Below are 16,466 nucleotides of genomic sequence, written 5' to 3'. Positions count from 1 at the left end.
GGTAAAGCCAGGGCATTTCACCGCCACCCCAAAAGCAAAAAACCGGCCTTGACACCGACATCGCCCCGCTGCATGGACAATAGTGGGGTGACTATCCCCCATACCTTCATCCAGGAACTGATTGCCCGCGCCGATGTCGTCGAAATCGTGGGCCGCTACGTGCAACTCAAAAAGGGGGGCGCCAACTTCATGGGCTTATGCCCTTTTCATTCCGAGAAGTCGCCGTCTTTTTCCGTCAGTCCCACCAAGCAGTTCTACCACTGCTTTGGCTGCGGTAAAAATGGTGATGCCGTTCGGTTCCTGATGGACCACGTGGGCATGACTTTTGTCGAGGCCGTGCAAGACCTGGCCCAGCAATACGGCATGCAAGTGCCGGAAGACGAGGCATCGCCGCAAGACCGGGCCCGTGCGGCGGAACAAAAGCAAAAACAGGCCACGCTGACAGACGTGCTGGAAAAAGCATGCCTGGCCTATAAAAAGCACTTGAAAGAATCGTCCCGGGCCATTGCCTACTTCAAGGGCCGAGGCTTGTCCGGAGAAATTGCCAAGCAATTCGACCTGGGTTACGCCCCGGAGGGCTGGCGCAGCCTGGCCAGCGTATTCCCGCACTACGACGACCCGCTGCTAGTGGAGAGTGGACTGGTCATTACCGGAGAAGATGGAGAAGACAAGCGCTACGACCGCTTCCGGGACCGGGTCATGTTTCCCATCCGCAATGTCAAGGGCGAATGCATCGGCTTTGGCGGCCGGGTGCTGGGCGACGACAAGCCCAAGTACCTGAATTCGCCCGAAACCCCGGTATTCAGCAAGGGGCGCGAGCTGTATGGCTTGTTTGAAGCGCGCAATGCCCTGCGCGACGCCGGGTATGCCCTTGTTACAGAAGGCTATATGGACGTCGTGGCCTTGGCCCAGTTGGGTTTTCCCAATGCGGTCGCCACACTGGGTACAGCCTGCACCAGCGACCATTTGCAAAAGCTGTTCCGATTTACCGATTCAGTCGTTTTCAGCTTCGATGGAGATGCCGCTGGCAGACGCGCTGCGCGCAAGGCGCTGGACGGCGCACTTCCCATGGCGACCGATGTACGCAGCTGTAAATTTCTATTCCTGCCGCCAGAGCACGACCCAGACAGCTACATCCGAAGCTTTGGCCAGGATGCATTTGCCCGCTATATCGCCGAGGCCATTCCGCTGAGCCGCTTCCTGATCGACTCGGTCCGTGAGGGCTGCGAACTGCATACCGCTGAGGGGCGAGCCCATTTGGCCAGCAATGCCAAGCCGCTGTGGGGACAACTGCCTGAGGGCGCACTCAAACGCCAACTGCTGGCAGAAATTGCCGATCTGGTACAGCTCAACAGCAGCGAACTCAATGATGTATGGCAAGGCAAAGCCATCAGCAGCACCCGCACCGAAGTTAAGAGCTACAAAAAAAGTAGCACTCCATATACACCCGGCCGGCGCTACGAGCCCAAACCACCCCCTGTTGGATCGGATCGCCAAGGCCGTCGCCAACCCGCGAGTCGTTCCGACCATGCGGCCCGGCTGCTACTAGCCAATAGCTCGGCCTGGAATGATCTTTCCCACGAGGAACATGCGCTGCTCTGCGACCTGCCCCAGCCCCACGGCGCGCTATTTGTGTGGCTAGAGATACAGCAACACGAGCACGGGCCCCAAACCTGGGGCAATCTACGAGAGAGCCTACGTGAAGAAGCATTCGAAAGCCTGGCGCTGAAGCTCATGTCTGGGCTGGAGACCAGCCCTCCGCCCGAGCCCATAGACCCCGGCGCCACGCCTGGGCGCGAGGCCTTGAACGAATTGAAGGCCTTGTTGAACCTGATGCTGATCGACCAGCTCAAACAACAGGAAACGGAAGCTCTTGCCGCCGCAGCCTCTGATCCCGAGGCTCTGGAGCGCTATCGGGCCATCAATCGGCGCCGCCTGGAGCTTATGGCCACCAAAGTGACATAAACCGCAATTAGCACTTGAATTTAAGCCAGCAGGCTATAATCTAAGGCTAACTGCTCGGCAAGAGCGACAGCAGCACCTCCGGACATCGCCAATCGGCGCCACAGCGCGCGCCGGCTCCTCCGCAAGGACTGCATGCCAAATGATCGCCCAGACATCTTGCCAACGAGAAACTCTCTCTCCCACGCGCCCGCGCCGGTAACCTGCGGTTTCCGGGTTTATTTCGTTTGTTTGCTGTTGTCCTGAGGTTTCTGCCCATGCCCGCTCAAAAGTCCGAGAAGCCCGTCAAATCCGCTGCAGCACCCGCAGCAAAAACCAAAAGTACGGCAAAAGCCGCACCCGAGGTCGTGGCCAAGTCCGCCTTGAAAGTGAAATCCGTGCCCGCATCGAAGACCCCTGCCGTAAAAGTAGTAGCAGCCGCTGAAGACTCCGCAGCCAAGAAAAAACCTGGCCGCCCCCCCAAGGTCGTAACCCTTCCTGCAGCGACCGCCAGCACTACCGCGGCAGCGGCCAAGCCCAAGCCGACCGGTGCCAAGCGCGGCCCCAAGCCCAAGGGCTCCATTTCGACGGAAATCAATCTGGACGATCTGATCGAAATCGAAGAAGACCCGGTGGAAGAAGCGCCGGTTCAACTTAGCCCCACCGGTGAGAAGATCAAGCCACTGCGCATGAAGATCAGCAAGGCGAAAGAACGCGCGCTGATGAAGGAATTCGGCCTGGACGAAACCGTCCTGTCCGAAGAAGACATGGCCAAGCGCCGCATGCGCCTGAAGGCCCTGATCAAGCTGGGTAAGACCCGCGGCTATTTGACGCACGGCGAAATTTCCGACCACTTGCCCGACAAGCTGGTCGATGCGGAAACGCTGGAAGTCGTGGTCAACATGTTGAACGACATGGGCGTAGCGGTGTACGAGCAAACGCCCGACGCCGAAACCCTGCTGCTGAACAACACCGCACCGACTGCGGCGACCGAGGAAGAAGCCGAAGAAGAAGCGGAAGCAGCCCTGAGCACGGTGGACAGCGAATTCGGCCGCACCACCGACCCGGTACGCATGTACATGCGCGAAATGGGCACGGTAGAGCTGCTGACCCGCGAGGGCGAAATTGAAATCGCCAAACGCATCGAAGGTGGTCTGATGCGCATGATGGAAGCCATCAGCGCAAGCCCCGCCACCTTGGCCGAAGTGTTTGCCTTGGGCGAACAGATCCGCGAAGGTAAGGTTGTCATCTCCACCATCGTGGACGGCTTCTCCAACCCGAACGAAGCCGACGATTACGTGGCCGAAGAAGACTTCGACGAATTCGACGCAGCCGATGATGACGACGGCAAGGGCGGCTCCAAGGCACTGACCAAGAAGTTGGAAGAGCTGAAAAACGAAGCCCTGACCCGCTTCGACCGCCTGCGCGAGTTGTTCGAGAAGGTCCACAAGATCTACGACAAGGAAGGCTACGGCACGCCGCACTACGTCAAGGCCCAGGCCGCTTTGAGCGAAGAGCTGATGACCATCCGCTTTACCGCCAAGACGATTGAAAAGCTGTGCGATCTGCTGCGCAGCCAGGTGGACGACGTGCGCAAGAAAGAACGCGAGCTGCGTCGCATCCTGGTAGACAAATGCGGCTATCCGCAAGAAAACTTCATCGCCGACTTCAGCGGCCGCGACAAGATGGGCAACAAAGTGCCATCGCACCTGCTGGACCTGAAGTGGATCGAAAAGCAAACCGCTGCAGGCAAGCCCTGGAGTGCGATCATGGGCCGCAACATTCCGCCCGTGCAGGATATCCAGCAAAAGCTGACCGACCTACAAGCCCGTGTCGTGGTTCCGCTGGACGAACTGAAAGGCATCAACAAGCGCATGAACGAAGGCGAAGCCGCCTCGCGCGATGCCAAGAAGGAAATGATCGAGGCCAATTTGCGCCTGGTGATTTCCATCGCCAAGAAGTACACCAACCGCGGCCTGCAGTTCCTGGATTTGATCCAGGAAGGCAATATCGGCCTGATGAAGGCGGTGGACAAGTTCGAGTACCGCCGCGGCTACAAGTTCTCGACCTACGCCACCTGGTGGATTCGCCAGGCCATTACGCGTTCGATCGCTGACCAAGCACGCACCATCCGTATTCCGGTGCACATGATCGAAACCATCAACAAAATGAACCGCATCAGCCGCCAACACTTGCAAGAGTTTGGTTTCGAGCCCGATGCATCCATCCTGGCTGAAAAGATGGAGATCCCGGAAGACAAGATCCGCAAGATCATGAAGATCGCCAAAGAACCGATCTCCATGGAAACGCCGATCGGCGACGACGACGACAGCCATTTGGGCGACTTCATCGAAGACGGTGCCAACACCGCGCCTATCGAAGCTGCCATGCAAGCCGGCCTGCGCGATGTGGTGAAGGACATTCTGGACAGTCTGACGCCACGCGAAGCCAAGGTGCTGCGCATGCGCTTCGGTATCGAAATGAGCACCGACCACACGCTGGAAGAAGTCGGCAAACAGTTCGACGTGACCCGCGAGCGCATCCGCCAAATAGAAGCCAAGGCACTGCGCAAGCTCAAGCACCCCAGCCGCTCGGACAAGCTGCGCAGCTTCATCGACACGCTGTAAGAGCACTACCCATAGAAAAGCCCCTGCCGGTTCACGCTGGCAGGGGCTTTTTTTATGTGCGCACAGCTTGAGTGATGGACTCCATCAACATCAAACCGGCGGCAGTGTTGGAGATGGGAATGTGGTAGTTCGAATGCAGCAACCGCGCCTGTCCAGGCAAAGCGGCCCGCGTGGCCAGCCACATCAGCAGCTCAATACCTTGGGTGCCCACCTTCTCGACTAACTCATGGATGCTGAAGCGGGTCGCCCAGGCCGGATCGCTGACCAGGCTCTGCATGAACTGCAAATCAAATGCCTTGTTGATGAAGCCAGCACGCTGGCCGTCGAGTTGATGGCTCAGGCCACCGGTGCCGATGATGATCACCCGGGCGTCGCTGTCCCAGGACGCCACGGCCCGTCCTATGGCTTCGCCCAGCTTGTAACAGCGCGCGGCGGTAGGCAGCGGGAACTGCACCGTGTTCAAACACACCGGCACGGTGGTGACGGGCCAACAGCCCTGGGCATCTGCATCCGGCCACAGCAGTGCCATGGGCAAGCAAAAAGCATGGTCTATCAGCATCTCCTGGCAGCTGGTGATATCGAACTCGTCGCTCACCAGGCTGTTGATTAAATGCCACGACAGATCCTGGTTGCCCTGGAACGGTGCCATATCAGCCAGGCCCCAGCCCTCATCCGCATTACGGTATGTGGGTGCCGCACCCACTGCGAAGGTTGGCATTTTGTCCAGAAAGAAGTTCAGACCATGGTCGTTGTAGATGACCACGGCCACGTCGGGTTTGACTTCATTGAGCCACTGGCGTACGGGTGGAAAACCGTCAAAGAATGGTTTCCAGTAAGGATCGTTTTGCAGATCCTTGGCAATCGCACGGCCGATGGCCGGTACGTGGGAGGTGGTGATAGCGCCAACGATATGTGCCATGGTTAAGCTCCCGCTGCCAGCAAACGGGCCTTGAAGGCCTCTTTGCTCAAACCAGTTTGCTGTGCACCTATGTCCTGCATATCCAGGCCAAAGATGCCCGCAAATTTGGCCAGGTAGTAGGCATTGCCCCCAGCCTCTATCAGCGCCAGCACATTGCGCCGGCGAATCGCCTCGGCCTGCTCGGCATTCAAGCCAAAAGCCCGCATATAAGCCTCTTCGTCCTGCTGAAATGTTGCGCGGGCTTCGGCGGTGTTGAACGAAAAGCACATCTTGTTCAGTGCGTAACCCTTGCGGGCCTGGACGCTATCAAACAAGGTGGTGCCGGGTATATCGACGTGGACCATGGTTGTCTCCTGTGAAGTGGGTGATGGGAAGTATTCCCGCCGCCACACATTCAATAAAGTCGATAATTAAGATCAAACCCATGAGCAAATTCGATTACTCACACTTGGATGGCCAATTGCTGCAACTGCTGCTGGCGGTACTGGAAGAAGGCTCGGTCACCCGTGCCGCACAACGCCTAGGCGTGACGCAATCGGCCGTCAGCCATTTGCTCGACAAGCTGCGCGGCATTACGGGCGACCCGCTGTTCGTGAAGTCGGGGCGTGGCATCGTCCCCACCGCACGGGCCGAAGCTCTGGCCCAGCCAGCTCGCCTATTGCTGGAAGATATGCAAAGGCTCGCCACCGCCGAGCAATTTGACCCTGCTGCCCTGCAAGTCCGCTTCACCATCGCGGCCAACGATATGCAGCGCGATCTGCTGCTCCCCCCGTTGCTGCGCAAACTGCGCCAGCAAGCACCCATGGTGAGTTTGCACACCGTTCCCTCGGGCGTACCCAGCGCGGAAATGCTGCGCGATGGCAGCTGCCAATTGGTACTGTCCCCCCGACCTCCCGATGCCACGGACATCGTACAAAAACGCTTGTTTGAAACGCCCTACCGGGTGTTTTATGACGCGACCGCGCGTGCCGCACCGAACACGCTGGCTGACTACCTGGCCAGCGAGCATGTGAGCGTGCTGTACCAGCCGCGCCGCACACTAGACATAGACCATTGGCTGCAAACACAGGGCATACAACGCCGCATGGCGGTCACCGTGCCTGGCTTTGCCGGAATTGCCGCCTTTCTGCAGGGCAGCCCCTGGCTAGCCACCATGCCAGGGCTACTGGGCCGGGCTATGCTGCACGACTTCAACAGTTGCTCGCTACCACTACCCTGCCCCAATTTGCCCATGTATATGCTGTGGCATTTGCGGCACCAGCATGACCCGGTACAACGCTGGCTGCGCCAGTCCCTGGAAGCCATCGCCATAGAAGTATTGCAGCCATAAACTTCGACCTAAAATCACCCGCTAGCGCAATCAGAATCTATGTCACAAGCTATCAAATCCATAGTAAGCAACTCTTCGTTATGGGTGGCTTGCCTGTGTGCTGATTGGTGCGGCAGCTGCCGCGAATACCAGACCCGGTTTGAGCAGATGAAGGCCAGCTTTCCCGGCGCCGAATTTGTGTGGATTGATATAGAAGACCAGGCCGATCTGGTAGACCCGATTGAGGTAGACAACTTCCCCACCCTGCTGGTTCTGGTCGACCAGCAGGTGCGCTTCTTTGGCAGTATCACGCCACAGGTCGAAACCTTACACCGCCTGATCCAGGCGCAACTGGAGGCGCCTCCATCTCCAGCCCCAGCGAAATCCGCAGTGACCGCGCTAGCGCAGCGTTTGCGCGTGTTGACCTAACCCAGACTCAGTGTTCTACACCCGCTTTGGGTGGTTTTGTTGCAGGCTTGACAGCGGGCTCGTCGTCATCATCGTCTTCCTGGTCTTGCACCAGATAATGCTGCACCAATGAAAAAAAGCTATCGTAGAACGTTTCAGAAGCGATAGTTTCACTGCTGACTTTGACCATGGCGTCGCTACTTGAGCTTAGTGGCAGCGAAAACGACCCTAGTGCACCCACCCCCAGACTGGCGGAGGCGTTGGTCTTTTTCAATGCGTAACGGTCTTGCAGCGCGCTCACAAAACCCAGGCTGATGCGGCCGTTTTTGCTTTCCGAGACACACACCACGCGAATATCCACCTGTACATGTATTTCGTTTTCAGGCTGGAAGCTTTTTTGCCCTTGAATCAGTTCCTTGCTCGCGGCTGAGATGATGTAGCCCTGGCTCAGCAAAGCCCTCCGAGCGGCTTCACAAGTTTGCGCAGGCGAGGCATCAAACATACGAGAAAACTGCCCTTTGGAGTTGAAGTTTTCTTGCTGTGGAATGGACCGCATGGGGAGCGAGCATCCTGCCAAGGCACCCAAACCACCAGCTGCCAGCAGCCATAGAACCCAATGCTTAGAAGTCGGCATCGTTAATCTTCAGGAAGCTCATAGGTAGTGTCCGAGCCTGAAAGTACCGACAAGTTCAGCGGCCGAACTGCGCCCATCCACATCGCATAGTCCCGATGGTCAATAAGATCATTACCGGTGATGGGGTGGATGAACACCACCAAGCCGCGCCGATGCAACGCCAGCCAAGGGATCAACTCGGCAAATACCGAGGGAGCAAATGCGAGTTGGCAGCTCCAGTCAGGGTGCGGCCCTACAGGCTGCTCATGCACCCGCCCCATCGCTAACTTGAACTTGCTGGCAACCTCAAGGCACAGGGCGCGGGCCTGCTCCAGCGTGCTGGCGTCGAAATACACGTGGGCGTGAAAGCCCCGAATGCGCGGCGTATCGACTTCAGCCATGGTTAAGGCGCCCGGTGCAGCCGTGGGCTGGCCAATGCCACAGCCTGCTCGTCCAGCGCTGTATCGACGTTGGGATGCCGCGCGGGTGCATTAGGCAGTTGCAGCTGCGTGCGCAGCTGAGCCACATCCTTGGCGCTGTGCGCAGCCTTGATTTGTGCAATTGCCGCCGTCGCATTGCCGCTGCGGATCAGCGCCAGCATTTTCGTCACCCATTCGCTAGGACCGGATTTGTGTTTGACCATGGGGCTGATTTTGCTTGAAATTGATCGACCGGAAACAACAACGCCGCGTAGGCGACCCATACAGGCCCGCCTACGCGGCGTTGTTGCCACCTGGATGGATTAACCGCCCTTGTGTGGACGCTTGCCAGGGTTTTTCTTGCTACGTGTTGCAACACCGCGTTCCAGGCTGCGCTTTTGACCGCGGCTGACGGGGTTGGTGTAGCCGGGCAGTGGCGTGGGCTTGGGGGAAGCGCGACGCTCTGCTTCGGTGCGGGGTTCTTTAGCCATCAATTACTCCATTTAAAGTTGGTTAACCCGCAATTAGGCCACAACCGCGAATGCAGTTTGCCGTAACAGGGGTCAGGTGTTGGATTTAGCTGGCGGCTTCATCCATCGCTTGGCACGATGGAGAGCAAACAGCCTGGGACTTGCCGAGCACCTTGCGGGTACCCATCAGCGAACGGGTACGGTGCTTGCCGCACAAAAAGCACGACATGGTGGCGCCACCAAACGACGCAGCAGCCGCAAAGGGCGAGCCGGAAGCCTTGGACTTGTAACGCAGTCCGTCGGCCAGCATGGCAGTTTTGGATTCAGCTTTCGCCATGGATAAAACCTTTTATCGGGATGCCCTGAGGCATAGTCATACGGCACGCAGGCCACACAGGAGGCTACATTATCCTCCTGAATGATGTCCTCCTTCGGAATAAGGGTGTGTGTGGGCATATAGCAGGCTCTTGTTCATTCTCAACTTTGGGGACATCTGCCGGGTTGCAGCCTTCCATTTCAGGCTGGATATGTTCATAAGCAGACCACCTGAGCTGGCCTCCTGATCTGCGACGCCAATGCTGCATTTTCGATAGCACCCAGCGAAGTATTTATCTGCACCGACAGCATTTTTCGCGTGCAAACGGCTTGGCATTCTTGCACCGGCCCCCACATGCTCTGTAGCGGGTAAAATCCTGTATCCGCGCGCTTGCGCCGAGATGTAAAAACAGCCCGCCATGTGGGCTGTCTTTTTTTGTGAAGAAAAACCATGCAAGACCACTATGCTGCGCTAGGGCTGTCCAGTGCCGCCACGCTGGCCGAGATCAAAAAAGCCTTTCGGCTGCGCGCCTCGCAGTACCACCCGGACCGCAACGCCTCCCCCGACGCGCCCCAGCTGTTCCGTGCGGTGCAAACCGCCTACGAGGTGCTGTCCGACGAGGAGCGTCGCAAGACGTATGACGACAACCGCCGCCGCGGCCTGCTGGACGACCCGCTGGATACCGCCCGCAGCATCTGGCACAACTACCTGAACGAGGCCTTGAAATGAAACTCTCCCGCTACTTTGCCGACCACGCCCGCGCCTACGACGCGGAAATGGACGACCTGGTGTCCGACTCCGAAGGCAAGAACGTGCTGGAAAAGCGCCTGAAGGAAAAGCGCAGCCAGGTGGACTTTCTGGTCCACATGATGGACGACAGCCCTGAAATGCTGGCCACCGCCTTCCACCAGGGCTTCAGCTTCTCCAACACCAAATCCATGGACCTGCTGGTCGCGCAAGAACCTGAAGAGTTTCCCGACTGGGCAAAACTCTCACAAACCATCCAACTGGCCCCCTGGGCCAAGACCCTGGCCGCACGCGTGCTGCAAGAGCCCACCGGGGAGCGCTTCCTGGCCGTCGCCGCCTGCCTGGAATACCTGTACACCCGAGCCGATGACCGCGGCGCCGCCGTGGACGAGCCCGAGGATGAAGAAGAGGATTTCGACCCCGAAGAGCAGGACGCCCGCGACCGCGAAGATGCCGGCGCCGCCTGGATGGAGGAGCAAGGCTTCGACCCGAAGCCGCCCAAAGCGTGAGCAAGATAAGTCCGTTGAGTAAAGAGTAAAGGCCGTACCCATGCATTACCCCGCAATCGTCAAAGCCCAAAGCCTGATCCTGGCCGGAGACATCGTTGGCGCCGAATCCGCCCTGGTGGAACTGGCCGACGAAGAAGGCGACCAGGCCCTGGTACTAGCGCTGGACCAGCTGCCCCCCAAAGACCTATTGGCGGTGATACGCGAGTACGACCCGTCCAAAGACTCGGTCATCAACCTGCTGGTCACGCCCGAGCAGTTCTCGCGCGCCGTGGTCATCGAGAAGCAGTACAAAGACCTGACCCACGCCCACCTGCGCGGCATGATGAACTCGGTCATCTTCCGGGATGACAACGACCCGGTTGAATTCCTGCGCGCCATCGGCGAACGCGAAGGTGGTTGCGATGCCCTGGCCGACTACCTGGCCGACCATTGGGGCCGGGTGGAGAGCTTTTTGCGCACCGGTACTTTCGAAGCATCGGAAGACACCGGCGCCGTGCTGTCCGAAGGCGAGCTGGTCGTGCAGATGTACAACGAGGCCAAGGTGGACCGCGACGAGATTGCCGACCACGACTGGATGGAATTCACTTGGCTGCTGCGCAACGACTGCCCTGACATCCTGATCGAGGTGATGGTGATACTGCGGGCCCGCGTCAAGGCCTTCGAGGAAGAATCCGAAGACGAAGACGATAGCCTGCACCAGGGCGGCCACACGCCCTTCCGCGAAACCCACGGCGAAGGCGAAGGCTCGCAGCGCAAAGCCGCGGACCCCGACGAAGAATCGGCGATCTAAGCCCATGACCATGCAAGAAACCAGTGCCGGCATCTCGATCTACGACCACCGGCCTTTCTTCGAGAAAGCGCTGCGCTTTGGCCTGCAGAACGGACTGATCGACGACGCCAAGCTTGAGTCCATCCGCAACGATGCGCCCAAGGGCATGGTGCAGATCGCGCGCTACTTTGGCACTGAGTTTCTGCGGCCGGAGCTGGAAAAGTCGCGTGAGCGCATGGTCAACCTGGTCAGCCTGCATCTGGAGCAGGACTGCGCCGGCGACCTGCGCCAAGCGGCCGAGCTGCTGCGGGAGAACTCCTTTCTGTCGCGCTCCAAGGCTGGCTCCGACATGCTCAAGGGCTTGCTGTCCATGCCGGACAACACCCACTTCAGCATGATCGATAGCGGCGGCTTCCGCGACGAAATGATCCCGGTGCTGGCCAAATGGACGCTGAAGACCTTGCCCGAATACCAGCAGGAACTGGCCAAGCGCGAAGCCATCCAGACCCGCCTAGACGCAGCCTTTTGGCTGGCCCAGAAATTGGGCGTGGCACGACGCGAGCTCCAGGCTGCCGATACCGACTCGGAGGCCGTCATCCGCACCAGCCTGCTGTCCCTGGCAGCCGGTCGCAGCTTGATGCCGAATTGGCCGCAGTTCGAAACCGTGGTGAATCTGTTGCGCAAACGTGCCGAAGCCGGCAAACCGGTAGACCTTGCCATGCCCAAGGATGCCCCTGCCCACCTGCGTCCGGTACTGCAGGCCACGCTGGAGTCTATGGTGGAGCAGGATCTGCCAAAGGTACTGGACGCCTCGGTAAAGCCGCGCAAACTGTTTATCCAGTCGCTGAACTTCATGGGCCGCTATTTTTGGCTGGACGAAGGCGTGGAAGATGTCAGCGAATTGGACCGGGCCATCTCCGACCAGTGGCTGAAGTTAACCCAGCGGCATACCGACGACAGCTCGTTGATCACCCTCTTCCTGTGCATTGCCGCCGGTGTGGCGCGCAAGACCACGCTGACCGAAACGGCGGCCGCCAGCCTGGTACGCAAAATCCGCAAAGGCAGCTACCAGCCCCAGCTGGCCACTGACTTCATCCGCGAATATGCGCCGCACGAGAACCACAACGACTACCAGACGCTGTGGCAGAACTTTGTCGCAGAGACCGAACGCGACCTGAAGGACGAGCGCGATACCCGCCTGGTGGAAGCCATGGCGGCACTGAAATTGCATTGCAATCTGGTCAAGGCCGCGCCCAAGCTTGCAAAAGCAGCCAAGCCGACCTAAAAACAAACATGCTTTGTTGGCCTCGCGCAAGTGATGCTTGCGCAGAGCGCTATTATTTTTGATAGTTGATTACATCGCTCTGAAAGTTAAAATAGGGGCGTTTTCCGGCGTTCATCCAGAAATTGGTTGGGCGTATTTCGTTGAAACTGAGGGCAAGTTCAATGGAGGCGTATATGAGGGTTATGGGGGCAAGCGGCAATATGTACGCTGCAACGCCGGTCAGCAAGGCGGGTGCTGCTGCGCTGTCTGCCGCCTATACCGATACGGCATCAACCAGCCGCACCAGCTCCAATAACGCATCCTCGACCTACGACTTCACCAGCATCACCCCTTCCCAGCTGGGTCAAACCGTGGGTGAACTGGTCAGCAGGGGTCAATTGGACCAGGAAGACACCGTCACCCTGGCCGATACCATGCCCACAGCGTCCAGCAAAACCAATTTTCACGGCAAGATCCCGTCAATCTACGACCAACCCAACAACATCATTGCCCGCTTGCAAATCGGTATTGACGACGCGCGCAACCGCAACGACCTGCAAAGCGTGCACAGCCTGTCCAAAACGCTGAACGTGTTCCAGCGCTTACAAGGCGCACCCCGCGGCATCGATCTACAGGCCTGAGGTCTTTTCGGCCTCCAGCGCATGCAGTACCTGCACCAGCCGCTATAAACTGCATAGCATTCTCGGGCATTTCAGCCCGCATTCGTTTTTCCACTTATTCCAGCGCAGGCGCCGCATGAGCCGACTTGGTCACACCCGCATAAAAATCTACAACATTGTGGCCCGCCAGTTGCACGGCCAGGTACCCTGCTGGGTATGCGGCGAACATGTGGCAGCCGAGGCTGCTACCTTGGAACATATCCAGCCGCTGAGCGAGGGTGGCAGCAGCCACCAGGAAAACCTGGCTATCAGCCACGACCACTGTAACCACCAGCGCCACGCGAAAAAGCCCGCAAACCCGTTGGACGGCGCCTGATTTGGCGCAAAATCACCGGACCGATTAAGGAGACAACTATGTCCAACGAGCGCCGCCAATTCATGCGCGTGTCTTTTGATGCCCCGGCATTTCTGACCACGCCAATGGCCCGCCATCAGGTAGAGGTACTGGACCTGTCCTTCAAGGGTGCTTTGGTACGCCTGGCCGCTCCGGCCGAAATCCGGGTAGGCATGTTCAGCCAGCTCAGCATCCCGCTGGCCAAGCTCGAAGCGCATATCGCCATGTCTACCGAGGTGGCGCATATCAACGGCAACGATATCGGCCTGATGTGTCGCAGTATCGATCTGGACAGCATGACCCATCTGCGTCGCCTGATAGAGCTGAACCTGACGGACCCCGCATTGCTCGACCGCGAGTTCAAGGCCTTGATGCTGTCTTAAACCTTTCCCCGAAAAACGCCTAGCGCCACCGACTGGCGCCCCTGGCGCGACACCCGCATGGCCGTGTTCGCGGCCTTGATGATCTGGTCCACGCTGCCATTGCCACCCTGCAGCAAATGGATACCGATGCTGGCCGTGCAACGCAGACGCAAGTCGCCCAGCAGATAGTCGCGGTCCAGCAGATCCAGCACCTTGTCTGCCACGGCATTGACGTGATTTACCGCAAACACCTCCTCGGCACCCAGATCTTCCAGAAGCACTACGAACTCATTGCCCCCCAGACGAGCCACTGTATCGTTCTGGCGTATGGCCGCCATCATGCGCACGGCTACCTCGACCAGCAGCTTGTCGCCAATGGCGTGCCCGTGCTTGTCGTTGACCTGCTTGAACTGGTCCAGGTCCACATACAGCACAGCAAAGAAACTGCGCTGCCGGTTGCTGTGCAACTGGGCGCGCCATAGGCGGTCACGCAGCAGGCTGAGGTTGGGCAGGCCGGTCAAGGCGTCGTTCATCGACATGGTGCGCACCAAGTCGGTCGCCAGCTTTTGCATCGAAGTGTCACGCACCACCCTGGACAAGCCCACCAGCTGCCCGCGGGCGTCCAGCATGGCGGTCGCCGCAATGACCACCGGAATCAAGCTGCCGTTCTGGTGCAGGCGCACGGTTTCCAGGGTTTGAACCGATTCAGTTACATGGCTGCGCAGCTGTTCTTCTTCTTCCAGGCGGTCCACGGGCACCAGAATCTGACTGCGCTGTCCCAACATCTGCTTGGCGGTATAACCGAACATCACTACCGCACCCGGGCTCCAGTACTGCACCACACCCTGGGCATCCTCCAAACAGATGGCGTCCGCGGAGCTGCGTGCCACCGCATTAAAGCGCAAACGCAGCCCCTCAACCTGCCTACTGTGCAGCCCGTACAAAGCCCAAGCACCACAGGCGCACAGCAAAAGCAGCGCGCTACCGTAATACAGCAACGACATGGTGGGCCTTTCAATAAAACACCATCTTAGAACTATCGCAAATCCCACGCCAACACCGTTGGCACCAAGATAGCCCCGTCCAAGCACGGATTAAATAGGTAGGGCACACCAAATGGGTGCACTTATCTTGCATACCAGTTGGCACAAATGCTGCATGATATGCAGCCATGAGCACCGCATCCGACATCAGCAAACGCATTATCGAAGCCGTGATGGCGCAAAAGCTGGCCCCTGGCTCCCGCTTGGGCGAGCAACCTTTGGCCATGCTGTTCGATTGCAGTCGTACCATCGTGCGCGAGGCGCTGACCCACCTGGCCGCACGCGGCATCGTCACCGTCAGCGCGCGCCGTGGCTGGTATGTGATTGAGCCTTCGCAAGAAGAAGCGCGTGAAGCCTTTGAAGCCCGCCGCGTCATCGAAACCGGGTTGATTCGCAGCCTGCAAGGCATTGAAAAACCTGCACTGAAACGACTTAAACAGCACCTCAAGCAAGAGCAGGCGGCCGTGGAGGGGAATGACATTGGCACGCGCAGCTTCTTGCTGGGCGACTTTCACGTCTGCCTGGCCGAATGCCTGGGCAATACGCTATTGGCCGACACCCTGCGCGACTACACCGCGCGCACGACCTTGATCGCCATGCTGTACCAGTCGTCGCACAACGCAACCCAGTCCTGCGAGGACCATGTACAGATCGTTGGCGCCCTGGAGAAAGGCGATATTGTCCGTGCCGAGGCCCTGATGGCAGCCCACATCGGCAGCGTTCAACATGCGCTGAAGCTGCCCGTGAATGCCGACCCGTTGGCACAGTTGCGCGACGCCCTGGCGCCGGTAGGCAAGCCGGCCCTCGCCGCTGAGGCACAAGTCTTGCATACAAGATCATTGAAAACTCGCAAAAAACCTGCGAACCCCACCGAAGACCCATCCACCTACCTAGGAGCTTTGCTATGACCACCTCTCGCCGCCATTTCCAATTGGGCCTTGCCACCATCGCCCTGCTGTCCAGCCTGGGTGCCCACGCCCAAACGGCGCTGGACGACGTGATGAAGGCTAAGAAGATCACCATCGCCATTCCCACCGACTTCCCTCCCTACGGCTTTGTCGGCACCGACCTCAAACCCCAGGGCCTGGACGTGGACATGGCCAACTACATTGCCGCCAAGCTGGGCGTGGCCATCGAACTCGCACCCGTTACCAGCGCCAACCGCATCGCCTACCTGCAATCCAAAAAGGCTGACCTGGTGATCTCCACCCTGGGCAAAAACCCAGAGCGTGAAAAAGTGATCGACTTCACGTCCGCCTACTCGCCCTTCTTCCAGGCCGTGTTCGCACCCAAATCCCTGGCCATCAAGAGCTTTGCCGACCTGAACGGCAAGAGCGTCGGCGTAACCCGTGGTGCCATCGAAGACCAGGAGCTGACCAAGCTGGCCCCAGCTGGTACAGACATCAAGCGCTTCGAAGACAACAACGTCACCGTCTCATCCTTCGTCTCCGGCCAGGTGCAGGTGATTGCCACGGGCGCCTCGGTAGCCGGCAACCTGATGGCCAAGAACCCGCAGCTGGGCACCGAATACAAGCTGCTGTTGAAAGACTCTCCCAACTTCATCGGCGTGGCCAAGGGGGAAGACAAGCTGCGCCTGAAGGTGAATGAAATCATCGCCGACGCCAAGAAATCCGGCGACATCGACAAGATGGCCGTGCGCTGGTTGGGCCGCCCCGCTGGCGATCTGCCGCAGTAAATAGGCCGCCCCGCCTTATGTGGGGCAAGCCCATCGTCCA

The 16,466-nt window shown here is 58.8% G+C and carries 21 protein-coding genes; 13 read left to right on the top strand and 8 right to left on the bottom strand.

Annotation, left to right across the window (positions count from 1 at the left end):
* Positions 1-87 precede the first annotated feature (87 nt).
* Together dnaG and rpoD are read left to right on the top strand one after the other, a co-directional pair.
* Positions 88-1,965 (top strand): DNA primase, encoded by a 1,878-nt coding sequence (gene dnaG, locus AC07R0_RS09455; protein ID WP_495104600.1) that lies wholly within the window; start codon positions 88-90, stop codon positions 1,963-1,965.
* Between the two features lie 254 nt (positions 1,966-2,219).
* On the top strand, positions 2,220-4,568 hold the full coding sequence (gene rpoD / locus AC07R0_RS09450) for an RNA polymerase sigma factor RpoD (RefSeq protein WP_495096736.1): 2,349 nt from the start codon (positions 2,220-2,222) through the stop codon (positions 4,566-4,568).
* A gap of 52 nt (positions 4,569-4,620) precedes the next feature.
* Here rpoD and AC07R0_RS09445 read toward each other — a convergent pair whose 3' ends face one another.
* Both AC07R0_RS09445 and AC07R0_RS09440 read right to left on the bottom strand, forming a co-directional pair.
* Positions 4,621-5,487, bottom strand: coding sequence for a class III extradiol dioxygenase family protein (locus tag AC07R0_RS09445; protein ID WP_495104599.1), 867 nt, complete (start codon positions 5,485-5,487; stop codon positions 4,621-4,623).
* A 2-nt stretch (positions 5,488-5,489) separates the two neighbouring features.
* Positions 5,490-5,831, bottom strand: coding sequence for a protocatechuate 4,5-dioxygenase subunit alpha (locus AC07R0_RS09440; RefSeq protein ID WP_495104598.1), 342 nt, complete (start codon positions 5,829-5,831; stop codon positions 5,490-5,492).
* A gap of 80 nt (positions 5,832-5,911) precedes the next feature.
* On the opposite strand from AC07R0_RS09440, the gene AC07R0_RS09435 reads away from it, so the two are divergent.
* On the top strand, positions 5,912-6,817 hold the full coding sequence (locus AC07R0_RS09435) for a LysR family transcriptional regulator (RefSeq protein ID WP_495104597.1): 906 nt from the start codon (positions 5,912-5,914) through the stop codon (positions 6,815-6,817).
* Positions 6,818-6,856: 39 nt separating this feature from the next.
* Entirely contained in the window at positions 6,857-7,225 is a 369-nt protein-coding gene (locus AC07R0_RS09430; protein ID WP_495104596.1) for a thioredoxin family protein, read from the top strand.
* Between the two features lie 7 nt (positions 7,226-7,232).
* Here the strand turns inward: AC07R0_RS09430 and AC07R0_RS09425 are convergent, their stop codons facing one another.
* From AC07R0_RS09425 to AC07R0_RS09405, 5 genes are all read right to left on the bottom strand, one after another.
* Entirely contained in the window at positions 7,233-7,838 is a 606-nt protein-coding gene (locus tag AC07R0_RS09425; RefSeq protein ID WP_495104595.1) for a DUF2242 domain-containing protein, read from the bottom strand.
* Positions 7,839-7,840: 2 nt separating this feature from the next.
* Positions 7,841-8,218, bottom strand: a complete 378-nt coding sequence (locus tag AC07R0_RS09420) for a DOPA 4,5-dioxygenase family protein (RefSeq protein WP_495104594.1) — start codon at positions 8,216-8,218, stop codon at positions 7,841-7,843.
* Between the two features lie 2 nt (positions 8,219-8,220).
* The gene (locus AC07R0_RS09415; RefSeq protein ID WP_495076096.1) at positions 8,221-8,460 is read right to left on the bottom strand and encodes a hypothetical protein; all 240 of its coding nucleotides are present in this window, start codon (positions 8,458-8,460) and stop codon (positions 8,221-8,223) included.
* A gap of 99 nt (positions 8,461-8,559) precedes the next feature.
* Positions 8,560-8,727 carry a hypothetical protein gene (locus AC07R0_RS09410; RefSeq protein ID WP_490594092.1) on the bottom strand — a complete coding sequence of 56 codons (168 nt, stop codon included), beginning with the start codon at positions 8,725-8,727 and terminating at the stop codon, positions 8,560-8,562.
* A gap of 85 nt (positions 8,728-8,812) precedes the next feature.
* Entirely contained in the window at positions 8,813-9,043 is a 231-nt protein-coding gene (locus AC07R0_RS09405; protein WP_490594091.1) for a hypothetical protein, read from the bottom strand.
* A 429-nt stretch (positions 9,044-9,472) separates the two neighbouring features.
* On the opposite strand from AC07R0_RS09405, the gene AC07R0_RS09400 reads away from it, so the two are divergent.
* The 7 genes from AC07R0_RS09400 (at position 9,473) to AC07R0_RS09370 (ending at position 13,708) form a co-directional block, all read left to right on the top strand.
* A complete protein-coding gene (locus AC07R0_RS09400; RefSeq protein WP_495076097.1) occupies positions 9,473-9,751 on the top strand; it encodes a DnaJ domain-containing protein in 279 nt (92 codons plus the stop codon).
* On the top strand, positions 9,748-10,278 hold the full coding sequence (locus AC07R0_RS09395; RefSeq protein WP_495104593.1) for a hypothetical protein: 531 nt from the start codon (positions 9,748-9,750) through the stop codon (positions 10,276-10,278). The genes AC07R0_RS09400 and AC07R0_RS09395 overlap by 4 nt, the downstream gene beginning before the upstream one ends.
* A 40-nt stretch (positions 10,279-10,318) precedes the next feature.
* Complete coding sequence (locus AC07R0_RS09390; RefSeq protein WP_495076099.1) at positions 10,319-11,068, top strand: hypothetical protein; 750 nt, start codon at positions 10,319-10,321, stop codon at positions 11,066-11,068.
* Positions 11,069-11,078: 10 nt separating this feature from the next.
* Positions 11,079-12,332 carry a hypothetical protein gene (locus AC07R0_RS09385; RefSeq protein WP_495104592.1) on the top strand — a complete coding sequence of 418 codons (1,254 nt, stop codon included), beginning with the start codon at positions 11,079-11,081 and terminating at the stop codon, positions 12,330-12,332.
* 173 nt (positions 12,333-12,505) lie between these two features.
* A complete protein-coding gene (locus AC07R0_RS09380) occupies positions 12,506-12,952 on the top strand; it encodes a hypothetical protein (protein ID WP_495104591.1) in 447 nt (148 codons plus the stop codon).
* Positions 12,953-13,067: 115 nt separating this feature from the next.
* A complete protein-coding gene (locus tag AC07R0_RS09375) occupies positions 13,068-13,307 on the top strand; it encodes an HNH endonuclease (protein WP_495096745.1) in 240 nt (79 codons plus the stop codon).
* 38 nt (positions 13,308-13,345) lie between these two features.
* A complete protein-coding gene (locus AC07R0_RS09370; RefSeq protein WP_495076103.1) occupies positions 13,346-13,708 on the top strand; it encodes a PilZ domain-containing protein in 363 nt (120 codons plus the stop codon).
* Here the strand turns inward: AC07R0_RS09370 and AC07R0_RS09365 are convergent.
* A complete protein-coding gene (locus tag AC07R0_RS09365) occupies positions 13,705-14,691 on the bottom strand; it encodes a diguanylate cyclase domain-containing protein (protein ID WP_495104590.1) in 987 nt (328 codons plus the stop codon). The two genes, AC07R0_RS09370 and AC07R0_RS09365, sit on opposite strands and share 4 nt — an antisense overlap.
* Positions 14,692-14,858: 167 nt before the next feature.
* Here AC07R0_RS09365 and AC07R0_RS09360 point away from each other — a divergent pair, with 167 nt between their 5' ends.
* Both AC07R0_RS09360 and AC07R0_RS09355 read left to right on the top strand, forming a co-directional pair.
* Positions 14,859-15,638, top strand: coding sequence for a GntR family transcriptional regulator (locus tag AC07R0_RS09360; protein WP_495104589.1), 780 nt, complete (start codon positions 14,859-14,861; stop codon positions 15,636-15,638).
* Positions 15,635-16,426 (top strand): transporter substrate-binding domain-containing protein, encoded by a 792-nt coding sequence (locus AC07R0_RS09355; RefSeq protein WP_495104588.1) that lies wholly within the window; start codon positions 15,635-15,637, stop codon positions 16,424-16,426. Before AC07R0_RS09360 ends, AC07R0_RS09355 begins: the two co-directional genes overlap by 4 nt.
* Positions 16,427-16,466: the final 40 nt, after the last annotated feature.

It is taken from the genome of Rhodoferax sp. GW821-FHT07F03 (assembly GCF_059418745.1).
This window is presented reverse-complemented; position numbering and strand designations above follow the sequence as displayed.

What these genes read in the sequence shown, in the direction of transcription:
- AC07R0_RS09420 (WP_495104594.1), bottom strand. Translation starts at nt 8,218, where the DNA reads ATGGCTGAAGTCGATACGCCGCGCATTCGGGGCTTTCACGCCCACGTG.
- AC07R0_RS09440 (WP_495104598.1), bottom strand. Translation starts at nt 5,831, where the DNA reads ATGGTCCACGTCGATATACCCGGCACCACCTTGTTTGATAGCGTCCAG.
- AC07R0_RS09410 (WP_490594092.1), bottom strand. Translation starts at nt 8,727, where the DNA reads ATGGCTAAAGAACCCCGCACCGAAGCAGAGCGTCGCGCTTCCCCCAAG.
- AC07R0_RS09395 (WP_495104593.1), top strand. Translation starts at nt 9,748, where the DNA reads ATGAAACTCTCCCGCTACTTTGCCGACCACGCCCGCGCCTACGACGCG.
- AC07R0_RS09430 (WP_495104596.1), top strand. Translation starts at nt 6,857, where the DNA reads ATGTCACAAGCTATCAAATCCATAGTAAGCAACTCTTCGTTATGGGTG.
- rpoD (WP_495096736.1), top strand. Translation starts at nt 2,220, where the DNA reads ATGCCCGCTCAAAAGTCCGAGAAGCCCGTCAAATCCGCTGCAGCACCC.
- AC07R0_RS09425 (WP_495104595.1), bottom strand. Translation starts at nt 7,838, where the DNA reads ATGCCGACTTCTAAGCATTGGGTTCTATGGCTGCTGGCAGCTGGTGGT.
- AC07R0_RS09435 (WP_495104597.1), top strand. Translation starts at nt 5,912, where the DNA reads ATGAGCAAATTCGATTACTCACACTTGGATGGCCAATTGCTGCAACTG.
- AC07R0_RS09400 (WP_495076097.1), top strand. Translation starts at nt 9,473, where the DNA reads ATGCAAGACCACTATGCTGCGCTAGGGCTGTCCAGTGCCGCCACGCTG.
- AC07R0_RS09375 (WP_495096745.1), top strand. Translation starts at nt 13,068, where the DNA reads ATGAGCCGACTTGGTCACACCCGCATAAAAATCTACAACATTGTGGCC.
- AC07R0_RS09380 (WP_495104591.1), top strand. Translation starts at nt 12,506, where the DNA reads ATGAGGGTTATGGGGGCAAGCGGCAATATGTACGCTGCAACGCCGGTC.
- AC07R0_RS09405 (WP_490594091.1), bottom strand. Translation starts at nt 9,043, where the DNA reads ATGGCGAAAGCTGAATCCAAAACTGCCATGCTGGCCGACGGACTGCGT.
- AC07R0_RS09385 (WP_495104592.1), top strand. Translation starts at nt 11,079, where the DNA reads ATGCAAGAAACCAGTGCCGGCATCTCGATCTACGACCACCGGCCTTTC.
- AC07R0_RS09445 (WP_495104599.1), bottom strand. Translation starts at nt 5,487, where the DNA reads ATGGCACATATCGTTGGCGCTATCACCACCTCCCACGTACCGGCCATC.
- AC07R0_RS09355 (WP_495104588.1), top strand. Translation starts at nt 15,635, where the DNA reads ATGACCACCTCTCGCCGCCATTTCCAATTGGGCCTTGCCACCATCGCC.
- AC07R0_RS09360 (WP_495104589.1), top strand. Translation starts at nt 14,859, where the DNA reads ATGAGCACCGCATCCGACATCAGCAAACGCATTATCGAAGCCGTGATG.
- AC07R0_RS09390 (WP_495076099.1), top strand. Translation starts at nt 10,319, where the DNA reads ATGCATTACCCCGCAATCGTCAAAGCCCAAAGCCTGATCCTGGCCGGA.
- AC07R0_RS09415 (WP_495076096.1), bottom strand. Translation starts at nt 8,460, where the DNA reads ATGGTCAAACACAAATCCGGTCCTAGCGAATGGGTGACGAAAATGCTG.
- AC07R0_RS09365 (WP_495104590.1), bottom strand. Translation starts at nt 14,691, where the DNA reads ATGTCGTTGCTGTATTACGGTAGCGCGCTGCTTTTGCTGTGCGCCTGT.
- AC07R0_RS09370 (WP_495076103.1), top strand. Translation starts at nt 13,346, where the DNA reads ATGTCCAACGAGCGCCGCCAATTCATGCGCGTGTCTTTTGATGCCCCG.